Genomic DNA, 23328 nt, shown 5'->3' with positions numbered 1-23328 from the left:
AATAAAAGCAGACAATGTTAAAAAGAAATGATCTTAAAGTTTTGAGAAGAAAACAGTCAAGGAAGCGAGTGTAATAAAAAGAAAACAGCCCATCTTAATATCGTCAGATCACTCGCTTAACATGACCTTTCAAAACTATCGGTTAAAACTTAACGGCACGAATATACTTCATAAAGTAATACCCTACCAAAATAGTAGGGTATTATTTTTTACTTTAATAAATCTGCTAATGTTTGATTTTCTAATATAGCGAGTGTATTATCCCTTACTTGAGCCATAAGTCTATTCACACTGCAGGTTTCTTCGTCTTTACAGTCTTCGCACTTTTCATAAAAATTTAAACTTACACAAGGTAACATAGCAATAGGCCCTTCCAATATTCGGTGGACCTTACTCATTTTTATTTCATCAGGTGTAGTTAACAACAAGTATCCTCCACCTTTTCCCTTACGACTTGTAAGAATGTCCTGCCTACGTAATTCAAGCAAGATGCTTTCTAGAAATTTATGTGGGATGTTTTCTGCTTTGGCAATCGTCGATATAGCTATAGGCTTTTCATTGCCGTTTTTTGCTAGATATGTGAGTGCTTTAATCCCGTATTTTGTTTTTCTGGATAACATAACTGCTTAATTTTACGCAACGGTAAATATAAAAAACCTTTTATCTTAAAACCGGTTGTCCAGCGATCATTGCTACCTTTATGATATCTGATAATAGACCGCGAGCTGTCACCTGTTTACCAGCTCCAGCTCCTTGAATGACTAAGGGTTGTTTTCCGTAAGATTTTGTGTAAACCTCAAAAAAACCATCACTGCCTCGTAATAAACCAGCAGGCGATTGTTTATCTACTACTTCTAACTTTACTGTAAGACTTTCTTTTTTAAGATCAAGAATACCTAGATGGCGTAATACGCTATTTTCACCTAGATTCTTCTTTAAATTTTGAAAAGGTGTGTCAAGTTCGTTGATACGGTCAAGGAATTCTTGCTTTCCAATATTCCTTAATTCAACTGGTACTAGATTATCGACCTCAATATCATCCAATTCAATCACATACCCTGCTTCACGTGCCAATATCAATAGTTTTCTAGCAACATCCATTCCAGACAAATCATCTCTAGGATCAGGCTCGGTATAACCATCTACAAGTGCGTCATGTAACAACTGTGAAAATTGTTTCTCTTCTTGAGAAAAACGTGAAAAAATATAGCCTAGAGAACCAGAAAAAACTCCTGATATTTTCACGATCTCTTCACCGCTTTTATACAATTGCTTTATCGACTCTACAATAGGTAAAGCTGCACCTACATTAGTCTCGTATTCAAACCGTAAATCCTTAAAAGCCGCTATTTCACGAATTTCTTTGTAGTAGGTATAATTTAATGTGTTTGCAATTTTATTAGCTGTCACGATATGAAAACCCTTTGATAACAACTCTACGTAATAAAGGCTTAAATCTTTACTCGCGGTAGCGTCTACGGCAATTTTAAAATCTGGAATAGTGGCAAACGATTCATAAAAAGCATCGGGCTTGCGATCCATACCTTTAGATTTAAATTCATTTTGCCAGTCCTCATCAACACCCGATTCCTTTAAAACAGTATGTGTGCTGTTGGCCAAACCTACAATTCGTAGATCTAATTCGTGTTTTTCTTTGAAGAAGGTATGGGATTCAAGAACCTGTTCTATTAGAGTTTTACCCACATTTCCTATTCCAAAAATATATAAGTGTACTAGTTTCATCCTTTTAGTATTTTTAAGCAAGTGCTTTTGTTTCTGAAACCAAATGAAGTTTCACGCGTTTTTTTACAATCCGTTTTAAAATATTAATTAATTGATCGTGTTCAATGAGAAATGCATCGTGACCGTGAACAGATTGTATAATATTCAATGACGATGGAACCTTGTTTTTAATGCTTTCATACGTAGCTATATCTTCCTCAGCAAGGAAAAAACCGTCACTATTTATACAAATAATATCGATACTAGCTTTAGATTTAACAGCGATGGACTCAATATCATTGCTTCCACTTGTGACGTCAAATTGACTTAACAAATGATTTAAATGTCTGTATGCTGGTAGTGTAAATCGTTCTTGTAATGCAAGACCATGATAATTTAACCATGCTTGTACAGTTCCAGCATCTTTTTCAAATTTTTGATTAATGCCTGCTGGCGATCTATATAACGTCATCGCATGTTGTCTAGCTGTTTCAATAGGTTTATCACTATTTTCTAAAATAGTTTGTTGTACATGACAACACGCTTGTAACCATAAAGTAGACTTCCAGTCTGCAGCAATAGGAACAATACTTTTAATTAGGGACGGCGCAATCGTAATTAACTCCCATAGTACAGCTCCACCTATACTTCCTCCTAAAGCTAGGTCAATGGTTGAGATGTTTAAGGTGTTGATCGCTTTCGCGAAAGCGTATCCCACATCTTTTAAATTCCAATCTTGATAATTAAAGATAAGCTCATCAACTTCTTCTGAGTATCCGTTTCCCGGTATATCAAAAGCCAATACCGTATAACGATCAAGGTCGATGACCTTTCCCAAACCTACCAATTGTGGCCACCAAGAAGTAACATTTGAATTGCCCGTAAGTGCATGAGTAATCAGAATTATGGGCGCGGTATGTAGTTCACGCCCAAAAATCTGATAGGAAACACTAATATCTTGAATTTTACCAGATACTGTTTTAAAGTCTGGAATTCTCACTTTTTTTAACTGTGACATATTAAATTTTTACAGTTTGTGATACTTTTTCAAAAGCAGATTCTAGATCGGCTATTAAGTCATCAACGCTTTCTAGACCTACCGAAAGTCGAATTAAATCTTTTGAAACACCTGTACTTAATTGCTGTTCATCAGACAATTGTTGGTGTGTGGTACTGGCAGGATGTATTATTAGAGATTTAGTATCGCCTATATTGGCTAAAAGCGAAAACAACTCCGTTTTATCGGCAATAGTTTTTGCTCCTTCAAAACCAGACTTTACTCCAAAGGTGACGATTCCACTTTGTCCTTTAGGCAAGTACTCTTGGGCAAGCTGATAATACTTACTCGATGATAGACCAGGATAATTAACCCAGGCAACTTCTTCCCTTGACTCTAACCAATTTGCGATTTTAAGGGCATTCTCAGAATGCTTTTGGATTCGTAACTCTAGAGTTTCTAGGCCTTGTATGATTTGCCAAGCATTGAATGGTGAAATTGCCGCACCTAAATCTCTCAAACCTTCAATTCGCACCTTGGCAATAAATGCTGCCGCTTCTAAAGCCTCACTATACACCAGGCCATGATAGCCCGGTGAAGGCTCTGTAAATTCAGGGAATTTGCCATTTGTCCAATCAAACGTTCCTGCATCTATAATAATTCCTCCTAGCGCTGTTCCATTCCCATTTATGTATTTTGTAAGTGAGTGGATAACAATATTTGCACCATGTTCAATTGGGTTGAGTAAAAAAGGTGTTGCGACAGTATTATCAACAATTAACGGCACCTTTGCTTGTTGAGCTTGTGAACTTATTTTTTTAAGGTCGAGCACATCTAATTTGGGATTTCCAAGCGACTCTACAAAAACAGCTCTAGTGTTTTCTTGTAACGCATTGATAAAAGAATCTGACTCATTAGGATCTACAAAAGTGGTAGTAATCCCAAGTCTTGGTAGGGTTACTGATAGTAGGTTATAAGTACCACCATAAAGAGAATTGCTTGCAATAATATGATCACCAGCTCGCAATAAAGTTAGTAAGGTAGTTGATATCGCACTGGTACCAGATGCTGTGGCTACAGCAGCAATACCACCTTCTAAGGCAGCTAATCGCTGTTCAAGAACATCAACTGTAGGGTTGTTAATCCTAGTGTAAATAAAACCAGGTTCAGCTAGTGAAAATAAATTTGCAGCATGATCGCTGTTGTTAAAGACATAGCTTGTGGATTGATACAAAGGTACTGCTCTAGTACCAGCATTTGCTTTAAAATCATGACCTGCGTGTAATGAAGTTGTTGAAAATTTTTGTGACATTGTAATTGTTTAAAAAAATTAATTAAATGCCCAAAACCGCATGAAATAGATATCCTCTTGCTCTATGCAAGAATCGATAAATCAAAAAAGAAACGTAATGGAGTAGTTACCTACTGGCCTGCGTATCATCTCTCCTATTAACTAGGCAGAAAGTAGCACCTTCTTAATTTAGAATTAAGGGTTGCTAAGGAGTCATCGGGTCTGTTCCCTCGTCCTTTCTTGATAATTTCAGTATGGTAATGAACGTGAGTACAAATATTCAAAAAGAAATTTTACAATTCCAAAGTTTTAATGAAATTTAATCCCTATTAATTTACTAGGATTTACAAATAGCTGTTCTTAAACATATTACACTTAATTAAAATAAAGTTAAACTCTCAAATTGTTAATTTAATATGAACTCTTAATAACTATTAATTTAATAACTCTTACATTTGTTGCCGATTAAACGAGGACAGATTTGGCTGATTGCGACCTCGAATTGAGATTTCTTAATTCATAAACGCTAAAACAGTAAGACTATCTAACTATACAGCCCAATTTTGTTCTTAATTATTAATGCGTAGTATGCTTTAAGGTATGCTTTCGCGAAAGCGTAATAAAAATATGCCCTATTTATTTACAAGTGAATCTGTGAGTGAAGGTCACCCAGATAAAGTCGCAGATCAAATAAGCGACGCTTTATTAGATAATTTTCTTGCTTTTGATCCAGAATCAAAAGTTGCTTGTGAAACTCTTGTCACAACTGGTCAAGTAGTTCTTGCCGGCGAGGTAAAAACTGATTCTTACATTGATGTTCAACACATCGCGCGAGATGTAATTAACCGTATAGGTTATACTAAAGGAGAATATCAATTTTCTGGAGATTCATGCGGTGTTATTTCTTTAATACATGAACAATCTCAAGACATTAATCAAGGTGTAGATAGAGCTACAAAAGAAGAACAAGGAGCAGGTGACCAAGGAATGATGTTTGGTTATGCTACGAATGAAACTGAGAATTTCATGCCACTAGCACTGGATATCTCGCACAAAATATTAATCGAACTAGCAGCCTTACGCAGAGAAAATAAGGATATTACTTATTTAAGACCAGATGCAAAATCACAAGTAACTATTGAATACAGTGATGATAATGTACCTCAACGTATAGATGCTATAGTTATATCTACACAACACGATCCGTTTTCTAATAACGATAATGAGATGTTATCGAAAATTAAAAAAGATCTTGTAGAAATTTTAATTCCTAGAGTTATCGCCCAGCTGCCAGAATATGCTCAAAAGCTGTTTAACGATGATATCACCTATCACATCAATCCGACTGGAAAATTTGTAATTGGTGGTCCTCATGGAGATACTGGACTTACTGGACGTAAAATAATTGTAGACACTTATGGTGGTAAAGGAGCTCACGGTGGTGGAGCGTTCTCTGGTAAAGATCCTTCTAAAGTAGATCGCAGTGCAGCCTATGCTGCTAGACATGTTGCAAAAAATTTAGTTGCGGCAGGACTTGCAAGCGAGGTGCTTATACAGGTAAGTTATGCAATAGGTGTGGTAGAACCTACCTCAATCCTAGTAGACACTTATGGAACAGCAAATGTTGAATTGACTGATGGTGAGATTTCTAAAATCGTAGCCGAGATATTTGATATGAGACCTGCGGCAATAGAAAGTAGGTTGAAATTACGTAACCCGATTTATGAAAAAACAGCGGCTTATGGTCACATGGGTCGTGAACCTTATGTTGAAAAACGTGTTTTTGAAAGCCCTTATAAAGGTCGAGTAGAAAAGGAAGTTGAATTTTTCACTTGGGAAAAACTAGACTATGTAGACCAAGTTAAAGAAGCTTTTAATTTATAAGCTTTATAAGTGTTTCAAAAAAAAGGGTAGCTTTTAAAAGCTACCCTTTTTTTATTGAGATATAATTTTTTATCTGTATTCGATGGTAACTACCTCTTCTTTAACAGGCTCAACAATTAATTCCTTTTTAGTCTGATCCTCGTTATTAACTTGTGCATCTTCAGAATGACCGCCTAATATAGGAGCCACTACTAAACCGATTAAACAAGTCAATTTTATCAAAATATTCATGGACGGACCAGATGTATCTTTAAATGGATCTCCTACTGTATCACCAGTTACTGCAGCCTTATGAGCATCTGACCCTTTGTATGTCATTTCACCGTTGATTTCAACACCTGCTTCAAAAGACTTTTTAGCATTGTCCCAAGCGCCACCAGCATTGTTTTGGAAAATTGCCCAAAGAACACCACTTACCGTTACACCAGCCATATAACCACCTAGCATTTCGGCAATAGCAAGATGATCCATTCCAAATATCATAGGGACAAATGCAATAATCAATGGGAAACCTATGGTTAACAAACCAGGTAGTAACATTTGTTTTAAAGATGCCTGAGTTGATATAGCTACACATTTATCGTACTCTGGCTTTCCAGTTCCTTCCATTATTCCAGCTATTTCCTTGAATTGACGACGTACCTCATATACCATTTCCATAGCTGCCTTACCTACCGCATTCATGGCAAGTGCGCTAAATACAACTGGCACCATGCCTCCTACAAATAACATCGCAAGAACAGGAGCCTTATAGATATTGATACCGTCTATTCCTGTGAATGTAACATAGGCTGCAAACAAGGCTAATGAGGTTAATGCTGCCGATGCAATTGCAAAACCTTTTCCGGTTGCTGCCGTAGTATTACCTACTGAATCCAATATATCAGTACGTTCTCTTACGATAGGGTCTTGTTCACTCATTTCGGCAATACCACCAGCATTATCAGAAATTGGTCCAAAGGCATCAATTGCTAATTGCATTGCAGTTGTAGCCATCATTGCACTTGCTGCAAGCGCAACACCATAGAAACCAGAAAAAGCATAAGATGCCCAAATCGCTCCGGCAAATAAAATTACTGAAGGAAAGGTAGAAATCATTCCCGTAGCTAGACCTGCAATAATGTTCGTTCCTGCACCTGTTGAAGATTGTTGTACAATCTTAAGAATAGGTCTTTTTCCCAAACCAGTATAATATTCTGTAACCGAGGATATAACTGCACCTACTACTAATCCAACAAGAGTTGCTAGAAAAACATTAAAAGAAGACACCTCAACAGGGTTTGTTATACCAAAGAAATCCATTTTCATCGTTTCTGGCAACATCCAGGTACACAGGCCATAACAGGCTATTGCTACAAGAACAATAGATGTCCAGTTTCCTATATTTAAAGCACCCATTACCTGAGCTTCTTTAGCCTCATTACTTTTAATTTTAACAAGCATTGTACCTATTACAGATATGATGATTCCTACACCTGCAATTGCCATAGGTAATAAGATAGGACCTATTCCTCCAAACCCTTCACTAGTTATATCACCACCCATATCTCTAATTACATAATTTCCTAAAACCATAGCTGCTAGAACCGTTGCCACGTAGGACCCAAAGAGGTCTGCACCCATTCCTGCTACATCACCTACATTATCCCCAACATTATCTGCAATGGTTGCTGGATTACGAGGATCATCCTCGGGAATGCCAGCTTCTACTTTACCTACTAGATCTGCTCCAACGTCGGCTGCTTTAGTATAAATTCCACCACCTACTCTAGCAAACAGTGCAATCGATTCTGCTCCAAGTGAAAAACCTGCTAGTGTTTCCAGTACAATAGTCATAAGATCTCCTGCTGTTCTTGTTTCACCCATAAATTCTGTTGCAGCCCATTCCCCATTCATAAATAACTGGAAAAACAAGATAAAGAATGCTGTGAGTCCTAATACAGCTAGACCAGCTACTCCTAGACCCATTACAGTTCCTCCACCAAACGAAATTCCAAGAGCTTTAGGTAAGCTCGTTTTTGCAGCTTGCGTAGTTCTAACGTTAGTTTTTGTGGCTATCTTCATCCCAATATTACCAGCATAAGCAGAGAAGACGGCTCCGAAAACAAAAGCAATAACAATCATCCAGTGTGTGGTAGGGACAACTACTGATACAATCGCCAGTAAAACACTGACAATGATTACAAAAATGGAAAGCAGTTTGTATTCTGCTTTTAAAAATGCGAGTGCACCTTCATAGATATGATCCGAAATTTCTTTCATCGTTCCATCTCCAGCATCTTGTTTCATAACCCAAGATTTTTTGATGACCATATAAACGAGGCCTAAAAGCGCCAGTGCAACTGGCAAATAAATCATGTATGATTCCATAAGTAATAAAATTGTTTGGTTTAAAATCTTGCTAATGTAACAAATAAATGTTAAGAAATCGATTGAGTAACTTAAATCTAATAGCCTTAATTATTGAAATAATGAAATAAATGTTAAAGCTTCAAACGACCTTAAAAGGAGATTCCATAAAGTTTTCTTATTTTTTGTTTAATTTTTATCTAATCAGGTTAAACAAAAAGACATGTGTGAGTACTTTTATAAAAAAAAGATGATACAAGATTTAGGTAATTCCAACTTTGAAAATTATGTAGGGGCGACAGAAGGTTTCTCCGAAATGGCCTACCAAATGACCTCACATGTACTTACTCTAGGATATGCGGTAATGTTTGCAGGGCTTCTGTACTTTATCCTCACCATTAAAAACGTTGATAAAAAATATAGAATGTCCAACATACTATCGGCAGTTGTAATGGTTTCTGCGGCATTATTGCTATACGCACAAGCAGGTAACTGGACTTCTAGCTTTTCCTTTGATCCAGAAGCAGGTAAGTATTTTTTAAATCCAGATGGAGACTTGTTTAACAATGGATACAGGTACCTTAATTGGTTAATCGATGTTCCTATGTTACTTTTTCAAATTCTATTCGTGATTACATTAACTAAATCTAAAGTTAGCTCTGTGAGAAATCAATTTTGGTTTTCAGGAGCGATGATGATTATAACCGGTTATATAGGTCAATATTATGAGGTAACAAATCTTCCTGCCTTTTTCATTTGGGGTGCTATCTCAACGGTATTTTTCTTCCATATATTATGGTTAATGAATAAGGTTATTAAAGAAGGTAAAGAAGGTATTCCAAAAAAAGGCCAAAAAATACTTTCTAATATTTGGATATTATTTTTAATCTCATGGTTTTTATATCCAGGAGCGTATTTAATGCCTCACCTAGCAGGGATAGAAGGTTTCTTATACAACGAGTCTGGTGTAGTAGGTAGACAGATCACTTACACCATTGCAGACGTTTGTTCTAAAGTTATTTATGGTGTTTTACTAGGTAATTTAGCTTTAGTCTTAAGTAATAATAAAAAAATGATTGAGACAGCTCAATAGTAGTTGGTTGTTTGTTGATTGAAAAAGCCGATACTTTAAAATAAGCATCGGCTTTTTACTGTTTAATTACTAGGTATGGGTTTGTAGTATGCCACGCTTTCGCGAAAGCGCACACCTATATTTACTATTAAAAACTAAAACCAAAACTACCGGTTATCGCCATCGACCTAGCATCGGGTAAGAAGTTATAACTACCTCTAAAACTAACATCAATGCGCAATATTTTAAAGATATTACCTATACCTGCGCTATATTCCCAGTAAACATCCTCTGGAGCGCGGTACATTAAACCACTGCGATTTATAGCCCTGTTTTCATCACTGATAGTTCCATATACTGCCTTTACACCTACCAACTCTCTAAGCTGTAAATCTCTTAATCCTGGTATACGAGAAAACAAACGACCATTGAAATTATGATCTAAATGTATGGTGGCGTATTGATCTGTAACGAACTCGTAGAAATCCATCGTATTAAATGTTCCTTGTATATTAAAATAAGTTTGATTTCCTGGAACTACATTAAGTAAGGATAATGGAACGGTTCCAAAAGTTTTACCAGCTTCAACCCGAGCAGTCAATCGTCCAAAAGCACCTATTTGAAATGGGTGAGAATAATAAAAAGAAAACTTATCATAATTAAAGTCACTATTCAAAAGATCTTTAATCCCTTTGGTATAATTCATATACAAAATTGGATATGCGCCCTCATTTATTAATGTTCTATCAACTCCATAATTGGACATTTTTCTGCCAGGCGTATAAGTGGTGGTTACTGTTATTGCAGATTGTTTTACTTCACCTGATACCTCACCTGTGTCAGGATCCAAATAATCCAAACTAAAAACTCCTGGATTGGCAGTTTCTATGGTCCTATAGCTACCGTTTAATCTAACCTCAAAATTATAAACCGGTTCAAAACTTACACCTACGGTACTTAAGTTAATGTTAGATAATCTGTTATTGTTACCTGCACTTATCAGTGCGCTTGAAGCTAGACTGCGACCTAGTACGTCGTTTGTATTTGTTAAACTCGCTCCTAGTTGTTCTACATCTCTTCTATTTCCTGCGTATACAGTAAGCCTGCTACGCTTGTCTAATAACGCTTTTCCAGAAATCCCATATTTAAACTTGTCGTCTCTAAATCCATAGGCGGTATATCCTTCAATACGCCACGGGTCATTGGAAGTAAAAAAAGTTCTTCCACCAGCTCTTAGTCTTAATCCTTCAACATCGTTAAATCCAAAGATTGAAAATATAGGTCCAATATCGTAACCATCCATTTCATAGTAACCAGATGCGAGTATGGTCCCTAAATTGTATAGTCGCTTAAATTTCTTATTCTTTTTAAGCGTGTCCAGCATTACATAAATTTGTTTCTCGTCTTTATTGAGTTTTTCCAATCTATTTTGATCCCAATACGCCTCGTCACGGTTATAAACTTCTGGATCAAAATCATTGACCCTACGCTTGTAAAAGTCTGCTGGTTTTTCAATATCAAATTGATAATTATCATAAAGGGTAGTGCGCTTACCGTAAATACCCTTGGATTTTTCTTTTTTATTGAGTGCAAAATCACTCATGAAATAATCTCTGGTGATTAAGAATAAACTGTCATTGAGAACGTCAAATTCTTGCTCTATATAAATCTCTTTTACCCAATTAATATTAGCACTTTTAGTGGCTTGCATATTTATTTCTTTGATAGCATAGGATTCTGAAGCCACCCAAAAGTCACCTTTAAAAGTAAGTTCATTTTTACGTCGAGGATAGTAGATAATATTATAAGATTCGACACCATCAACTAAAGCGGTATCTCTCAAGACGTAATTATAAGTATCAATACCTGCTTTACCTACTGGGCTAGCAAAGCTCTTATCAAAGAATTTTAAATATCTATCGTAGACATCTATATCATTGTACAGATCTTTTACGAATGCGATTATAGTTTGATTGTTTGAAAAACCTGAGTTTTTATTAGCCTTGACATCTTCCTTTTTTTTATTTAATTGATTATCTCCGTATACCTTAGCGAGTGACTCATTAATAAAAATAGGCAAGTAAGTTTTACCTGTAACCCTACTTGTATCTGCATAATCAAAAATAAACTCCATCCCTCTAAAAAGCTTAGAATTAATCATGGCACTATCGATAGTGTTCATATCAAATTCTAATTTCTCGTATTTATCATATTGATACTGCTTAAATTGAGCTAGACCATTCTTACGTCTATTCTCCCATACTTTTCTCAAAATATCTATGGCAGGATTATTCTTTTTTGAAGTTTTACCAGTGTATACAACCACTTCATCTAACGAAGCTGTTTCAGTTTCCAAAGTGATAGTTAAATCTAGGGAAACTTTAGCATTAAGTTTTATAACTTGGGTTTTATAACCGATAAAGGATACTTCTATACTGTCAAATGAATTATCAGATTGTAGGTAAAATCTTCCGTTGTCATTAGTGATTGTACCTTCATTGGAATTTGGAAACACCACATTTGCAAAAGCAACTGTTTCTCCTAGATCATCATAAACTACTCCACCTACTTTAGTTTGAGCCATGGAATAATAAGAACATATAAAAATGGAAAACAGTAATAAATGTAGACTTCTCAATAAACAGGTAGGTAATTTTTCCATGACAAGTGGGATAGGTGTCAAATTATATAATAATAGAAGAAACGAATATAAGTAAGTGAAGTTATAAGTCTATTACTTTTTAATCACGAAGTGTTAACCTTTTAATTTAAAAACCCATAAACGAGAAACCAATTCTCATGAAAAACTTACTAATTTCATTGTTTTTAATTATTAATACCGTATGCCTAAGTCAGGTTGGTATAAACACCACAAGTCCTAATGCAAATCTTGAAATTGCAGCAGGAACAACTGCTGAATACAACGGTATTTTATTACCGAAAAATGATGAATTTCCAACTTCCGTAACTTCAAACCAAGATGGCATGATGATATACATAACAGGTAACGGATCTGTTACAAAAGGTTATTGGTATTACGATCATGGTAGTGGCTGGAGAAAGCTAATTCAAGGAGAAAATGAAGGTTTCTTAAAAACATATTTAAATCCCAAATTCCCAGATGGAATGAACGAACTACAACCAGTTACTGTAAACTTGAGCTTAGGAAGCTTTACAGTTCCTACTGGAAAAAATTTATATATTACCTCTGTTTATCGCGGGAATGCCGCCCTTACTTTACAAGCATTTGATTTTTCACTATCCTTATCTTATACATTAATAAGCAACACTCGCGCTACCTACGGATTTCCGACATTTAATAATCCTATTATCATAGGACAACAAGATTACGCGTTAGGTAATTGTGTAATCAATGGTTTTTTAGTAGATGCCACTATAGTACCTATCTATGCAAATACGTCGTATACTGTTCCTGCAAACAAGGTATTCGTTTATCTAACTTCCAATCAAACCAACACTAACCCTATAAATGAAATTGAAATTGACGGATCCTTTGTTACCAATACAGGAACAAATAATAGTAATTTTGGCAGTGCAGAAGCTTCCACCATGCCTCTATTTGTTGATGAAGGTCAGATAATAAGGTTAAGAAATGGAGGAATTATGAATGGTTACTTAATAGACAAATAAAAACCCAGCTAGAAAGCTGGGTTATAAACTCTTTAAGTTATAGAAATCTATTTTCTATACATCACTTTTTTGACACCTTCTATCACATCCTCGTGATTAGGTAACCATTCCTTTAAAAGTACTGGTGAATAGGGTGCAGGAGTGTCTTGAGTATTAATTTTATAAATAGGAGCATCTAAGTAATCAAATGCTTCAGCTTGAACCATGTGCGAGATCTCTGTAGATACATTTCCAAATGGCCATGCTTCCTCAAGAATAACCAATCTATTCGTTTTCTTTACCGATTCAAGAATCGCTTCTTTATCATATGGTCTCACTGTTCTTAGATCTATGATTTCACAAGAAATACCATCCTTCTCAAGCTCTTCTGCTGCTGTATACGCTTCTTTAATAATTTTTCCAAATGAAACTATCGTAACATCAGTTCCTTCTCTTTTTATATCAGCAACACCTAGTGGCAATACATATTCATCCTCTGGCACCTCACCTTTATCACCATACATTTGCTCAGATTCCATGAAAATTACTGGATCATCATCTCGAATTGCAGCCTTCAATAAACCTTTGGCGTCATAAGGATTTGACGGTACAACAACTTTAAGCCCTGGACAGTTTGCAAACCAGCTTTCAAAAGCTTGTGAGTGAGTCGCAGCAAGTTGTCCGGCACTAGCTGTAGGTCCACGAAAAACGATTGGGCATTTAATTTGTCCACCTGACATCTGACGGATTTTTGCAGCATTGTTTATAATTTGATCAATACCTACCAGAGAGAAATTGAACGTCATAAACTCAATAATAGGACGATTACCAGTCATGGTAGACCCTACTCCTACTCCTGCAAAACCTAACTCAGATATTGGTGTGTCAATAACACGTTTAGGACCAAACTCATCCAACATTCCTTTTGATGCCTTGTAAGCACCGTTATATTCTGCCACTTCTTCACCCATTAAATAGATAGACTCATCACGTCTCATCTCTTCACTCATGGCCTCACAAACGGCCTCACGGAATTGTATTGTTTTCATAGAACTGTTTTAACAATAAGGACAACAAAAATAAAGCACTACTATCAATAAAAATGCTAAAAAGCGTTATAAAATATTTGATATTTTATATCCTTACAGACTACAACGTTTGAGAATAGCGTATATTTGAAGCACTACTACCTTCAATTCAAGTTAAAATTCCATTTTTTTGTAAAAATTTATTATGCACGCATAGTTTTTTTACCGATTTTATCGTAATTTCGCAAACGTTTGAAAAAGACGATAAAAGCATATAAATATGAAGATTTTAGTTTGTATAAGTCATGTTCCAGACACGACTTCAAAAATTAATTTTACCGATAACGATTCAAAATTTGACACTAACGGTGTACAATTTGTAATTAATCCCAACGATGAGTTCGGTCTTACTCGTGCCATGTGGTTTAAAGAAAAACAAGGCGCAAGTGTTGAGGTTGTAACAGTAGGTGGTGTCGAGGTAGAACCTACCTTAAGAAAAGCACTTGCTATAGGTGCCGATACTGCAATTAGAGTAGATGCTCCTGCAACCGATGGTTATTCTGTAGCTCAAGAACTTGCGGCAGTAGTTAAGGAAGGTGGTTATGATCTAGTTATAGGAGGACGTGAATCGATCGACTATAACGGTGGTATGGTTCCTGGAATGGTTGCTGCAATGACAGGTGCTAGTTTTGTAAACACTTGTATCTCTCTAGAAATCGATGGGAATAACGCTACTGCAATACGTGAAATCGATGGTGGTAAAGAAACAGTAACCACTACACTTCCTTTAGTTATAGGTGGTCAGAAAGGATTGGTAGAAGAAAGCGACTTACGTATTCCTAACATGAGAGGAATTATGATGGCTCGTAAAAAGCCTTTGAATGTAAAGCCAGCTGCTCAAGGTTCAGAAGAAACAAAAACTGTTTCATTTGAAAAACCAGCTCCTAAAGGTGATGTTAAGTTAGTAGATGCAGACAATCTTGATCAGCTTATCGACCTTTTACACAACGAGGCAAAAGCTATTTAAATAAAACATTAATGTGGTAGAGTTTACGCTTTCGCGAAAGCGTAATTACCACAAACTTTAAACACAACACATATGTCAGTTTTAGTATATACAGAATCAGAAAACGGTGCATTCAAGAAAAATGCATACGAAGTGGCTAGTTATGCAAAAGGTATTGCAGACATGCTTGGTACAGATGTTGCTGCAGTTGCATTTCATGCAAACGGCGCTGGTGATCTAGGAACTTATGGAGTGAATAGATTACACAATGCAACAGACAGCTCTTTAGAAAAATTTAATGCAGGCGCTTATGCCAAGGCTATTGCACAAGCTGCTAAAGCAGAAAATGCTCAAGTAGTAGTTATAAGCTCTAGCGCAAATTCAAAATACCTAGGATCCCTATTAAGCGTAGCTCTTGAAGCTGGATACGTTACTAATGTAGTAGGATTACCATCTAGTAGCTCTCCATTTACAGTAAAGCGTAGTGTTTTCACAAACAAAGCATTTGCCAATACAGAAATCACAACCGATGTTAAACTCGTAGGACTTTCTCAAAATGCTTATGGCCTTAAAGAGAATGCAGTTGAGTGTACGGTAAATGAACTTGCTACTCAAATTGAAGAATCAGATCTTAAGGTGCACGTGCAGTCTGTAGATAAAGCTACAGATAAAGTAAGTATCGCAGATGCAGAAATCGTAGTAAGCGCAGGTCGTGGTCTTAAAGGTCCAGAAAATTGGGGAATGATTGAAGAACTTGCAGAAGTTCTAGGAGCCGCTACGGCTTGTTCAAAACCTGTATCTGATATGGGATGGAGACCTCATGGTGAACACGTAGGACAAACTGGTAAGCCAGTTGCTACAAACCTATACATCGCAATTGGAATTTCTGGTGCGATACAACACCTAGCTGGTATTAACGCTTCAAAAACTAAAGTTGTTATTAATACAGACCCAGAAGCACCTTTCTTTAAAGCTGCTGATTATGGTGTAGTAGGTGACGCTTTTGAAGTTGTACCTGCTCTAATTGAGAAATTAAAGGCTTTTAAAGCAGCAAATTCATAATTTCTAGATTATTTCTTAAGAAAATCTTAGATTTAAGGCTGTGCAAAAGGAGAAAAACCTCATTTTTGCACAGCTTTTTTAATTCATGAAATAAATTTATGAGTCTAAAACGACTTAGCATACGAGGAATATCTTACAGCCAAACACAAAATGGCGCTTATGCACTCGTATTAAAGGAAGTAGACGGCACTAGACAATTACCTATTGTCATAGGAGCTTTTGAAGCACAAAGTATTGCCATAGCACTGGAAAAGGAATTAAGTCCACCCAGACCACTTACTCATGATTTATTTAAAAACTTTGCCGAACGCTATAGCATTGTTGTTAAACAAGTAATTATACACAAGCTAGTCGATGGTGTTTTTTACAGTAGTTTAATCTGCGAAAGAGATAAGATAGAAGAAATAATTGATGCAAGAACTAGTGACGCCATAGCACTTGCAGTACGTTTTAAAGCTCCTGTTTTTACTTATGAAAACATATTAGATGAAGCAGGGATTCAACAAAACATTACACCAGACAAAGAATTATCTCAAGATCCTGTAGACAGTGATGAGGTTGTTGAAGAATTGATGAGCTCCACCACAAATACAAAAGAAGATTATAGCAATTACAGCTTAAAAGAACTTAATAAAATGCTAGGCGATGCTGTTTCAAGAGAAGACTACGAATTGGCAGCACAAATAAGAGACGAGATCTCAAAACGATAATCCAATCACCACATGACAGCTCTAACAGCAAAACTTAAATACGTTTTACCTATTTTATTGTTTTTGGCACCCGTTTTTGGACTTGCTCAAACGGAAAGTACCACCGCGGCATTTGAATCCACTAAGGCTTTTGGGATAACATTTGAAAGTCTCTATCGTGGACTCATAGGAATGATTTTTATAATTGGAATCTGCTTTTTATTAAGTTCCAATCGCAAACAAATAGATTGGAAACTAGTAGGGATAGGTCTGGCCTTGCAAATATTATTTGCCATAGCAGTACTTAACTTTGAAACAGTAGCTATCATATTTGATGCAATATCTACCGGTGTAGTAAAATTTCTTAATGTTAGTGAGGCTGGTGCCGAGTTTGTTTTTGGGAGTTTTGTTGACGATAAACAATCATGGGGTTACATTTTTGCATTTAAAGTTCTACCTACCATAGTATTCTTTTCAGCTTTTACATCACTCATGTACTACCTAGGTATTTTACAAAAAGTGGTATTTGTATTTGCATGGGTAATGAGTAAAACAATGAGACTAAGTGGAGCAGAATCACTTGCTGCCGCAGCAAATATTTTTATTGGACAAACCGAAGCACCTCTTGTCGTTAAACCGTACTTAGAAAAAATGACTAAGTCAGAAATACTGTGTTTAATGGTAGGTGGAATGGCAACCATTGCCGGTGGTGTACTTGCAGCTTTCATAGGGTTTTTGGGACAAGGAGATCCAGAACAAGAAGTATTTTTTACAAAACAATTGCTCACAGCATCTATTATGAGTGCCCCAGCAGCAATTGTAATAGCCAAAATGCTATTTCCTGAAACTAATCCTGAAAAAATTGATCGATCATTAAAAGTATCTAAAGATAAAATAGGAACTAATATACTTGATGCTATTTCACGAGGTACTACCGATGGTTTAAAGCTAGCTGTTAATGTAGGTGCTATGTTATTAGTATTTACAGCACTTATCGCCGTTGTAAACTGGACATTAGGCGATTTAATAGGTGAATGGACAGGACTTAATGTGGTAATTAACGATTACACTAACGGTCAATACGAGAATTTATCAATGCAGTATATATTAGGGAACATTTTTGCCCCAATAGCATGGATAATTGGAGTTCATAGTGACGATATTGTATTGATAGGACAGCTACTTGGTGAAAAAACAATACTTAATGAGTTTATTGCATATGGCTCATTGAAAGATCTCAAAGAAGCCGGTAAAATCGCACACCCTAAATCGATTATTATAGCTACCTATGCATTATGTGGATTTGCAAATTTTGCTTCGATTGGAATTCAAATAGGTGGAATAGGCGTACTTGCTCCTAGTCAAAGAGCAACTTTAGCTAAATTCGGAATCAAAGCATTGATAGGTGGAACTTGCGCAGCATTACTTACTGCTACCATAGCCGGAATGCTTTACGGTTAATTAACACTAATTTTAGCTACACCTTAACATTTCTTTAATAATTTGTATAAATTTGCAGACGAGTTTAAAACAATGACGTCTACAAATTATTTCAAAAAATATGAATACCCTAATGCCGAGTTGCTCTGCTACGACAACTACGTCATTGGCAAAGTTCATGAAGGCGCGACCGTAGATACTGAGCTAGCGATGCGCATGCTTACAGATGTTAATGAGTCTTATAAGGATAAAAAAGTAATTTTCATCTCAAACCGACAATTTGGCTATTCCGTTGACCCAAAAGTGTACAAACTAGTTAATCCGAAAAAGTTAATTGGTATTGCAATTGTAGGTCACACCAAGGAGCAAAAAATTCAGGCTACAATTGAACAAACTCTATATTCAGGATCCTTTGGTTTTTTTGATTCTTTAGATAAAGCAATCGCATGGGCTCACAGTTTTTTCCCAGAGTTAAGAAATTCCTCTGCTGGTTAAAACCACAATTAATTAGTTGTCTTTATATTTGATTGTTGGCATTTCGCTTTCGCGAAAGCGAAATATAACTAGTAGTAATTTTACACAATAACATTTTAATACATGAAGCAATATCACGACTTACTGCAATTAATTTTAGACCAAGGTATAGATAAAGGAGATCGCACCGGTACTGGAACTCGCAGTATTTTTGGACATCAGCTTCGATTTAATCTTCAAGAAGGCTTCCCGTTAGTAACAACCAAAAAAGTACATCTTAAATCAATAATTTACGAACTGCTGTGGTTACTTTCTGGAGACACAAATATTGCCTTTCTAAAGGAAAACAATGTACGTATTTGGAATGAATGGGCCGATGAGAATGGTGATCTAGGTCCCGTTTATGGTCATCAATGGCGTAACTGGAATAGTGAAGGCATTGATCAAATAAAGGATGTTATCCATACCTTAAAAACAAATCCCAACAGTCGACGTATGATGGTAAGCGCCTGGAATCCTAGCGTTATGCCAAACACTAGCGTAAGCTTTTCAGAAAATGTAGCCAATGGAAAAGCTGCATTACCACCATGCCATGCTTTTTTTCAATTTTATGTAGCCGATAATAAGTTGAGCTGTCAACTTTATCAACGCAGCGCCGATGTTTTCTTAGGTGTTCCCTTTAATATAGCTAGTTACGCCTTACTTACCATGATGGTTGCACAAGTGTGTGGATTTGAATATGGTGATTTTGTTCACACATTTGGTGATGTTCATATATACCACAACCTAATGGATCAAGTTAAATTACAACTTACTAGAGAACCTAGAAAATTACCTGTCATGAAGTTAAATCCAGAAATTACTGATATTTTTGACTTCAAATACGAAGACTTTACTCTTGAAAATTACGATCCTCACCCAGCCATTAAAGGTGTCGTTTCTGTATAGCCTATTCTTTTTAGGATTATGCCAACTTATAAGTGCTCAAGGCACATTAACCGATCCTTTTGAAAACTACAGAAGTATTGACAATACACAATACAAACACTCTAAGACCTTATATGTATTTGATCTTAACATAAAGCCGCACAAGGACTCGACGCTGGCTATTCTAGAATGGCGGTCACATCCTAATTTGTATAAATACATGATAGAGATGTATGACCAACCAGGCGGAGAATTAATCTATAGACAAATTCATAGATCCAAGGAAAATTACATGCCAGCTTCTGGACATTTTGTAGTTTATCCAATAACTGGAAAACTGTCTGGAACACCCTTAAGCATCAATTTAAACGAAGCCAAGGAACGAGAATTTGAGCCCAAGAACACCTCTAGATATCTACAAATAAAAAAACGTGAAGCCGAACAAAGGGAAATAGACAAAAGAAGAGAAGCTAAAGAGGCTCAACTGGAACTAGAGCGTAATTCAAGATTAACACCTCAATCTTTTTTAATGGTGCTGTACATTCTGATTATAGCAATCTTTGTTACTGTAGTAGTCCTGATTTTCAAAAATTCAGGAAAGTAATGCACTAGCCTACTTCATAAGGTATTCATAAAAAAAGCACCTTGAGTATCTTAATTCAAAAAAGGTTATAAATTTGAGTCGATGTCCGAACTCAAAGAACTATTTCTATCTACTAGACAACAAACTGAGAACATATGTAGGCCTTTAAAAACTGAAGACTATGTGGTTCAACCTATTGTTGACGTATCGCCACCTAAATGGCATCTAGGACATACTACCTGGTTTTTTGAAGAATTTGTATTGTCCAAATTTTATAAGGAATACAAAAGGTTTCATGATCACTATGCTTACGTATTTAATAGTTATTACGAAAGCGTAGGAAAAAGAGTAGTTCGTACGGATAGAGGAAACCTATCTAGACCATGTGTTGAAGATATTTATAAATACCGTTCCTATGTGACTAATCATATGAATGAGTTTTTAAATCAAACCTTAACTAAGGAACACACAGAGATCATAGAGATAGGAATTCATCATGAAAAACAACATCAGGAATTATTACTTACCGATATCAAATACATATTAGGTAACAACCCTTTACTTCCTGTTTATGATATTGATGCTACAGATGCACTTGTAGAGCCTCAAAACCAGGAATGGATTGAAGTCCAAGAAGGTATTTATAAGATAGGCCATTCCAATGAAGGTTTTTCATACGATAATGAAAAACCACAACATAAAGTTTATGTTGAGCCCTACTCAATTTCTAACAAATTAGTTACGAATGGCGAATGGCTTGAATTTATAAATGACAATGGGTATAATCAAGTCTTACTTTGGCACACCGAAGGCTGGGATTGGGTTCAAAAAAACAACATTTGTGCACCACAGTATTGGTTCAATGAAAACAACCAGTGGAAACATTACACACTTAATGGTGTTCAAAATATTAATCCTAAAGCTATAGTAACGCACATAAGTTACTTTGAAGCATTTGCATTTGCTCAATGGTGTAAAAAAAGAGTACCTACAGAATTTGAATGGGAAATTGCAGCACCTAACTTTAATTTTGGCAAAAGATGGGAATGGACTGAAAGCGCCTATCTTCCCTATCCCAATTATCAAAAACCACCAGGAGCAATTGGTGAGTACAACGGTAAATTCATGGTGAATCAAAAAGTGCTACGCGGTTATTCGATCGCTACACCTGATCATCATGCCCGTTTAACTTACCGTAATTTTTTTCACGCACCACTTAGATGGCAATTTACTGGCCTTAGACTGGCCCAATCGATATGACAAAACAAGAACGTTTTCAAAAAGAATTTCAAGAACACGTAAAAGAAGGATTAACAGCTTATCCCAAATATTTAAGCTCGAGATATATTTATGATGAAAAAGGAGATGTACTTTTTCAAAAAATCATGGCCCTACCGGAGTATTATTTAACTCAGGCCGAATACAATATAATAGACCAACATAAAGATGCTCTTGCACAAATCGCTATAGATGAGAAGGGAATAGACCTTATTGAATTAGGAGCTGGTGATGGTAAAAAGACTAAGGTTTTACTTAAGCACCTAAACGATCGTAACGCAAATTTCACTTACATCCCTATTGATATATCGCAACACTCCATAGACGAACTCACCAGCAGTATTAAAGATCTATGGCCAGATATGGATGTGCAAGGAGAGCAAGGAAGGTATTTTAGCGTATTAGACAAACTCGCTTCCTACAATAACAGACCAAAGTTAATCATCGTTTTAGGTTCTAATATTGGAAATCTAGAACATCCAGAAGCTATTAAATTTCTGGAGCACATCCAGAACAGTATGAGTGATAAGGACTATCTATTCATGGGGTTTGACCAAAAGAAAAATCCTCTTACCATTCAAAATGCTTACTCAGATAAAACAGGAGTCACCCAAGAATTCAACAGGAACCTACTACATAGAATCAACAAGGAAATGGATGCAAATTTCCCTGTAGACACCTTTGAACACTGGGAATCCTATGATCCAGAAACAGGGACTGCTAAAAGTTTCTTATTAGCCACACAACCTTGTACGGTAAAGATAAACGCTATAGAATTAGATATCAATTTTGATAAATGGGAAACCATTCACACGGAGATTTCACAAAAATACGATGATCGCACGGTAGAGTGGCTAGCGCAGCAAGCAGGTCTAAAGATTAAAGAAATTTATGAAGATAACGACCAATTGTTCAAAAACTATTTATTTATAAAAAATTAAATCATGAAAGCTATTTGGAACAACACTGTTATTGCTGAGAGTGATCAAACTCTAGTTATAGAAAACAATCATTACTTTCCTCCTAATTCAATTAAAAAGGAATTTTTTAAAGAAAGTAATACACAAACAAATTGCCCTTGGAAAGGTGTTGCAAGTTATTACAGCATTGACGTTGATGGAAAACAAAACAACGATGCTGCTTGGTATTATCCTGAAACAAAACACGCTGCTAAAGATATAGAAGGCTACGTGGCATTTTGGAAAGGCGTAGAAGTTGTCGAGTAATAGTGTTTACAACGCTTTCGCGAAAGCGTAATCACCAAAAATTACTAGAGTAACCTTCAAAAAAATAATTTAGCTCAAAGGCAAAGTGCAATAAAAGATAAGAATTAGTAAAAATATTTTAAAGAGCTGCTTGTCAATCTAAATATAAATATTACTTTTGCACTCCGATTTTAGTTAGAAAAAATCGTAATAGAGAATTAAAACAGTTTCATAGTGAATACTTTAAGTTACAAAACGATATCAGCAAACAGTGCTACAGTCAATAAAGAATGGGTACTTATAGATGCGGCAGACCAGCCATTAGGACGTATGTCGTCAATTGCTGCAAAGTTTTTAAGAGGAAAATACAAGACAGACTTTACTCCTCACGTAGATTGCGGTGATAACGTGATTATCATAAACGCAGACAAAGTAAAGTTAAGCGGTAACAAATGGAGCCAGAAGACTTACATTAGACACACTGGATATCCAGGTGGACAGCGCTCTTTAACTGCACAGGAACTTTATGATAAAGATCCAAGCCGTGTAGTAGAAAAGGCGATAAAAGGTATGTTACCTAAAAATAAATTAGGTAGTGCGATTTTCCGCAACCTTAAAGTATATTCTGGTGCAGAGCACGGTCATGAAGCTCAGCAACCTAAAACTATTAATCTTAACGAGGTAAAGTAAT

At 36.0% G+C, this 23328-nt stretch carries 21 protein-coding genes and 1 riboswitch; of the genes, 14 read left to right on the top strand and 7 right to left on the bottom strand.

Annotated features, from left to right (window positions below):
- Nucleotides 1-209: 209 nt before the first annotated feature.
- Genes BST93_RS04810 through BST93_RS04795 form a run of 4 tightly spaced genes read right to left on the bottom strand, consistent with a single transcriptional unit; the run spans nucleotide 210 to nucleotide 4031 of the window.
- Complete coding sequence (locus BST93_RS04810; protein WP_105018283.1) at nucleotides 210-620, bottom strand: RrF2 family transcriptional regulator; 411 nt, start codon at nucleotides 618-620, stop codon at nucleotides 210-212.
- Between the two features lie 40 nt (nucleotides 621-660).
- The gene (locus BST93_RS04805) at nucleotides 661-1743 is read right to left on the bottom strand and encodes a homoserine dehydrogenase family protein (RefSeq protein ID WP_105018282.1); all 1083 of its coding nucleotides are present in this window, start codon (nucleotides 1741-1743) and stop codon (nucleotides 661-663) included.
- Between the two features lie 13 nt (nucleotides 1744-1756).
- Nucleotides 1757-2740, bottom strand: coding sequence for an alpha/beta fold hydrolase (locus BST93_RS04800; protein ID WP_105018281.1), 984 nt, complete (start codon nucleotides 2738-2740; stop codon nucleotides 1757-1759).
- A 1-nt stretch (nucleotide 2741) separates the two neighbouring features.
- The gene (locus BST93_RS04795) at nucleotides 2742-4031 is read right to left on the bottom strand and encodes an O-acetylhomoserine aminocarboxypropyltransferase/cysteine synthase family protein (RefSeq protein WP_105018280.1); all 1290 of its coding nucleotides are present in this window, start codon (nucleotides 4029-4031) and stop codon (nucleotides 2742-2744) included.
- Between the two features lie 122 nt (nucleotides 4032-4153).
- Nucleotides 4154-4260: riboswitch (SAM riboswitch) on the bottom strand.
- Nucleotides 4261-4637: 377 nt separating this feature from the next.
- Between BST93_RS04795 and metK the strand changes: the two genes are divergently transcribed.
- On the top strand, nucleotides 4638-5894 hold the full coding sequence (gene metK / locus BST93_RS04790; RefSeq protein ID WP_105018568.1) for a methionine adenosyltransferase: 1257 nt from the start codon (nucleotides 4638-4640) through the stop codon (nucleotides 5892-5894).
- Nucleotides 5895-5963: 69 nt separating this feature from the next.
- Here metK and BST93_RS04785 read toward each other — a convergent pair whose 3' ends face one another.
- Entirely contained in the window at nucleotides 5964-8264 is a 2301-nt protein-coding gene (locus tag BST93_RS04785) for a sodium-translocating pyrophosphatase (protein ID WP_258150478.1), read from the bottom strand.
- Between the two features lie 229 nt (nucleotides 8265-8493).
- Here BST93_RS04785 and BST93_RS04780 point away from each other — a divergent pair, with 229 nt between their 5' ends.
- Nucleotides 8494-9336, top strand: a complete 843-nt coding sequence (locus BST93_RS04780) for a bacteriorhodopsin (RefSeq protein WP_105018567.1) — start codon at nucleotides 8494-8496, stop codon at nucleotides 9334-9336.
- Nucleotides 9337-9463: 127 nt separating this feature from the next.
- Here BST93_RS04780 and BST93_RS04775 read toward each other — a convergent pair whose 3' ends face one another.
- Nucleotides 9464-11977 (bottom strand): DUF5686 and carboxypeptidase-like regulatory domain-containing protein, encoded by a 2514-nt coding sequence (locus BST93_RS04775; RefSeq protein WP_105018279.1) that lies wholly within the window; start codon nucleotides 11975-11977, stop codon nucleotides 9464-9466.
- A gap of 137 nt (nucleotides 11978-12114) precedes the next feature.
- On the opposite strand from BST93_RS04775, the gene BST93_RS04770 reads away from it, so the two are divergent.
- A complete protein-coding gene (locus BST93_RS04770; protein ID WP_105018278.1) occupies nucleotides 12115-12966 on the top strand; it encodes a phage tail-like protein in 852 nt (283 codons plus the stop codon).
- 47 nt (nucleotides 12967-13013) lie between these two features.
- Here the strand turns inward: BST93_RS04770 and BST93_RS04765 are convergent, their stop codons facing one another.
- Nucleotides 13014-13994, bottom strand: coding sequence for a pyruvate dehydrogenase complex E1 component subunit beta (locus BST93_RS04765; protein ID WP_105018277.1), 981 nt, complete (start codon nucleotides 13992-13994; stop codon nucleotides 13014-13016).
- A 259-nt stretch (nucleotides 13995-14253) separates the two neighbouring features.
- Between BST93_RS04765 and BST93_RS04760 the strand changes: the two genes are divergently transcribed.
- The 11 genes from BST93_RS04760 (at nucleotide 14254) to rplM (ending at nucleotide 23327) form a co-directional block, all read left to right on the top strand.
- Nucleotides 14254-15000: an electron transfer flavoprotein subunit beta/FixA family protein gene (locus BST93_RS04760; RefSeq protein WP_105018276.1), complete on the top strand. Its 747-nt coding sequence runs from the start codon at nucleotides 14254-14256 to the stop codon at nucleotides 14998-15000.
- A 72-nt stretch (nucleotides 15001-15072) separates the two neighbouring features.
- Nucleotides 15073-16041 (top strand): electron transfer flavoprotein subunit alpha/FixB family protein, encoded by a 969-nt coding sequence (locus BST93_RS04755; RefSeq protein ID WP_042275934.1) that lies wholly within the window; start codon nucleotides 15073-15075, stop codon nucleotides 16039-16041.
- Between the two features lie 98 nt (nucleotides 16042-16139).
- Nucleotides 16140-16751 (top strand): bifunctional nuclease family protein, encoded by a 612-nt coding sequence (locus BST93_RS04750; RefSeq protein ID WP_105018275.1) that lies wholly within the window; start codon nucleotides 16140-16142, stop codon nucleotides 16749-16751.
- A 12-nt stretch (nucleotides 16752-16763) separates the two neighbouring features.
- Nucleotides 16764-18191 (top strand): NupC/NupG family nucleoside CNT transporter, encoded by a 1428-nt coding sequence (locus BST93_RS04745; RefSeq protein WP_105018274.1) that lies wholly within the window; start codon nucleotides 16764-16766, stop codon nucleotides 18189-18191.
- 72 nt (nucleotides 18192-18263) lie between these two features.
- Nucleotides 18264-18665, top strand: coding sequence for a thymidylate synthase (locus tag BST93_RS04740; protein ID WP_105018273.1), 402 nt, complete (start codon nucleotides 18264-18266; stop codon nucleotides 18663-18665).
- A gap of 102 nt (nucleotides 18666-18767) precedes the next feature.
- Complete coding sequence (locus tag BST93_RS04735) at nucleotides 18768-19592, top strand: thymidylate synthase (RefSeq protein WP_105018272.1); 825 nt, start codon at nucleotides 18768-18770, stop codon at nucleotides 19590-19592.
- Nucleotides 19576-20175 carry a hypothetical protein gene (locus BST93_RS14030; RefSeq protein WP_157539236.1) on the top strand — a complete coding sequence of 200 codons (600 nt, stop codon included), beginning with the start codon at nucleotides 19576-19578 and terminating at the stop codon, nucleotides 20173-20175. Before BST93_RS04735 ends, BST93_RS14030 begins: the two co-directional genes overlap by 17 nt.
- An 81-nt stretch (nucleotides 20176-20256) precedes the next feature.
- Complete coding sequence (gene egtB, locus BST93_RS04725; RefSeq protein WP_105018271.1) at nucleotides 20257-21414, top strand: ergothioneine biosynthesis protein EgtB; 1158 nt, start codon at nucleotides 20257-20259, stop codon at nucleotides 21412-21414.
- Nucleotides 21411-22373 (top strand): L-histidine N(alpha)-methyltransferase, encoded by a 963-nt coding sequence (locus BST93_RS04720; RefSeq protein ID WP_105018270.1) that lies wholly within the window; start codon nucleotides 21411-21413, stop codon nucleotides 22371-22373. The genes egtB and BST93_RS04720 overlap by 4 nt, the downstream gene beginning before the upstream one ends.
- A 3-nt stretch (nucleotides 22374-22376) precedes the next feature.
- On the top strand, nucleotides 22377-22658 hold the full coding sequence (locus tag BST93_RS04715) for a DUF427 domain-containing protein (RefSeq protein ID WP_172792945.1): 282 nt from the start codon (nucleotides 22377-22379) through the stop codon (nucleotides 22656-22658).
- A 213-nt stretch (nucleotides 22659-22871) separates the two neighbouring features.
- Nucleotides 22872-23327, top strand: coding sequence for a 50S ribosomal protein L13 (gene rplM / locus BST93_RS04710; RefSeq protein WP_042275954.1), 456 nt, complete (start codon nucleotides 22872-22874; stop codon nucleotides 23325-23327).
- Nucleotide 23328: the final 1 nt, after the last annotated feature.

Origin of the sequence: Nonlabens tegetincola, from assembly GCF_002954355.1 — a bacterium.
In the GTDB taxonomy this organism is placed as follows: domain Bacteria; phylum Bacteroidota; class Bacteroidia; order Flavobacteriales; family Flavobacteriaceae; genus Nonlabens; species Nonlabens tegetincola.
This window is presented reverse-complemented; position numbering and strand designations above follow the sequence as displayed.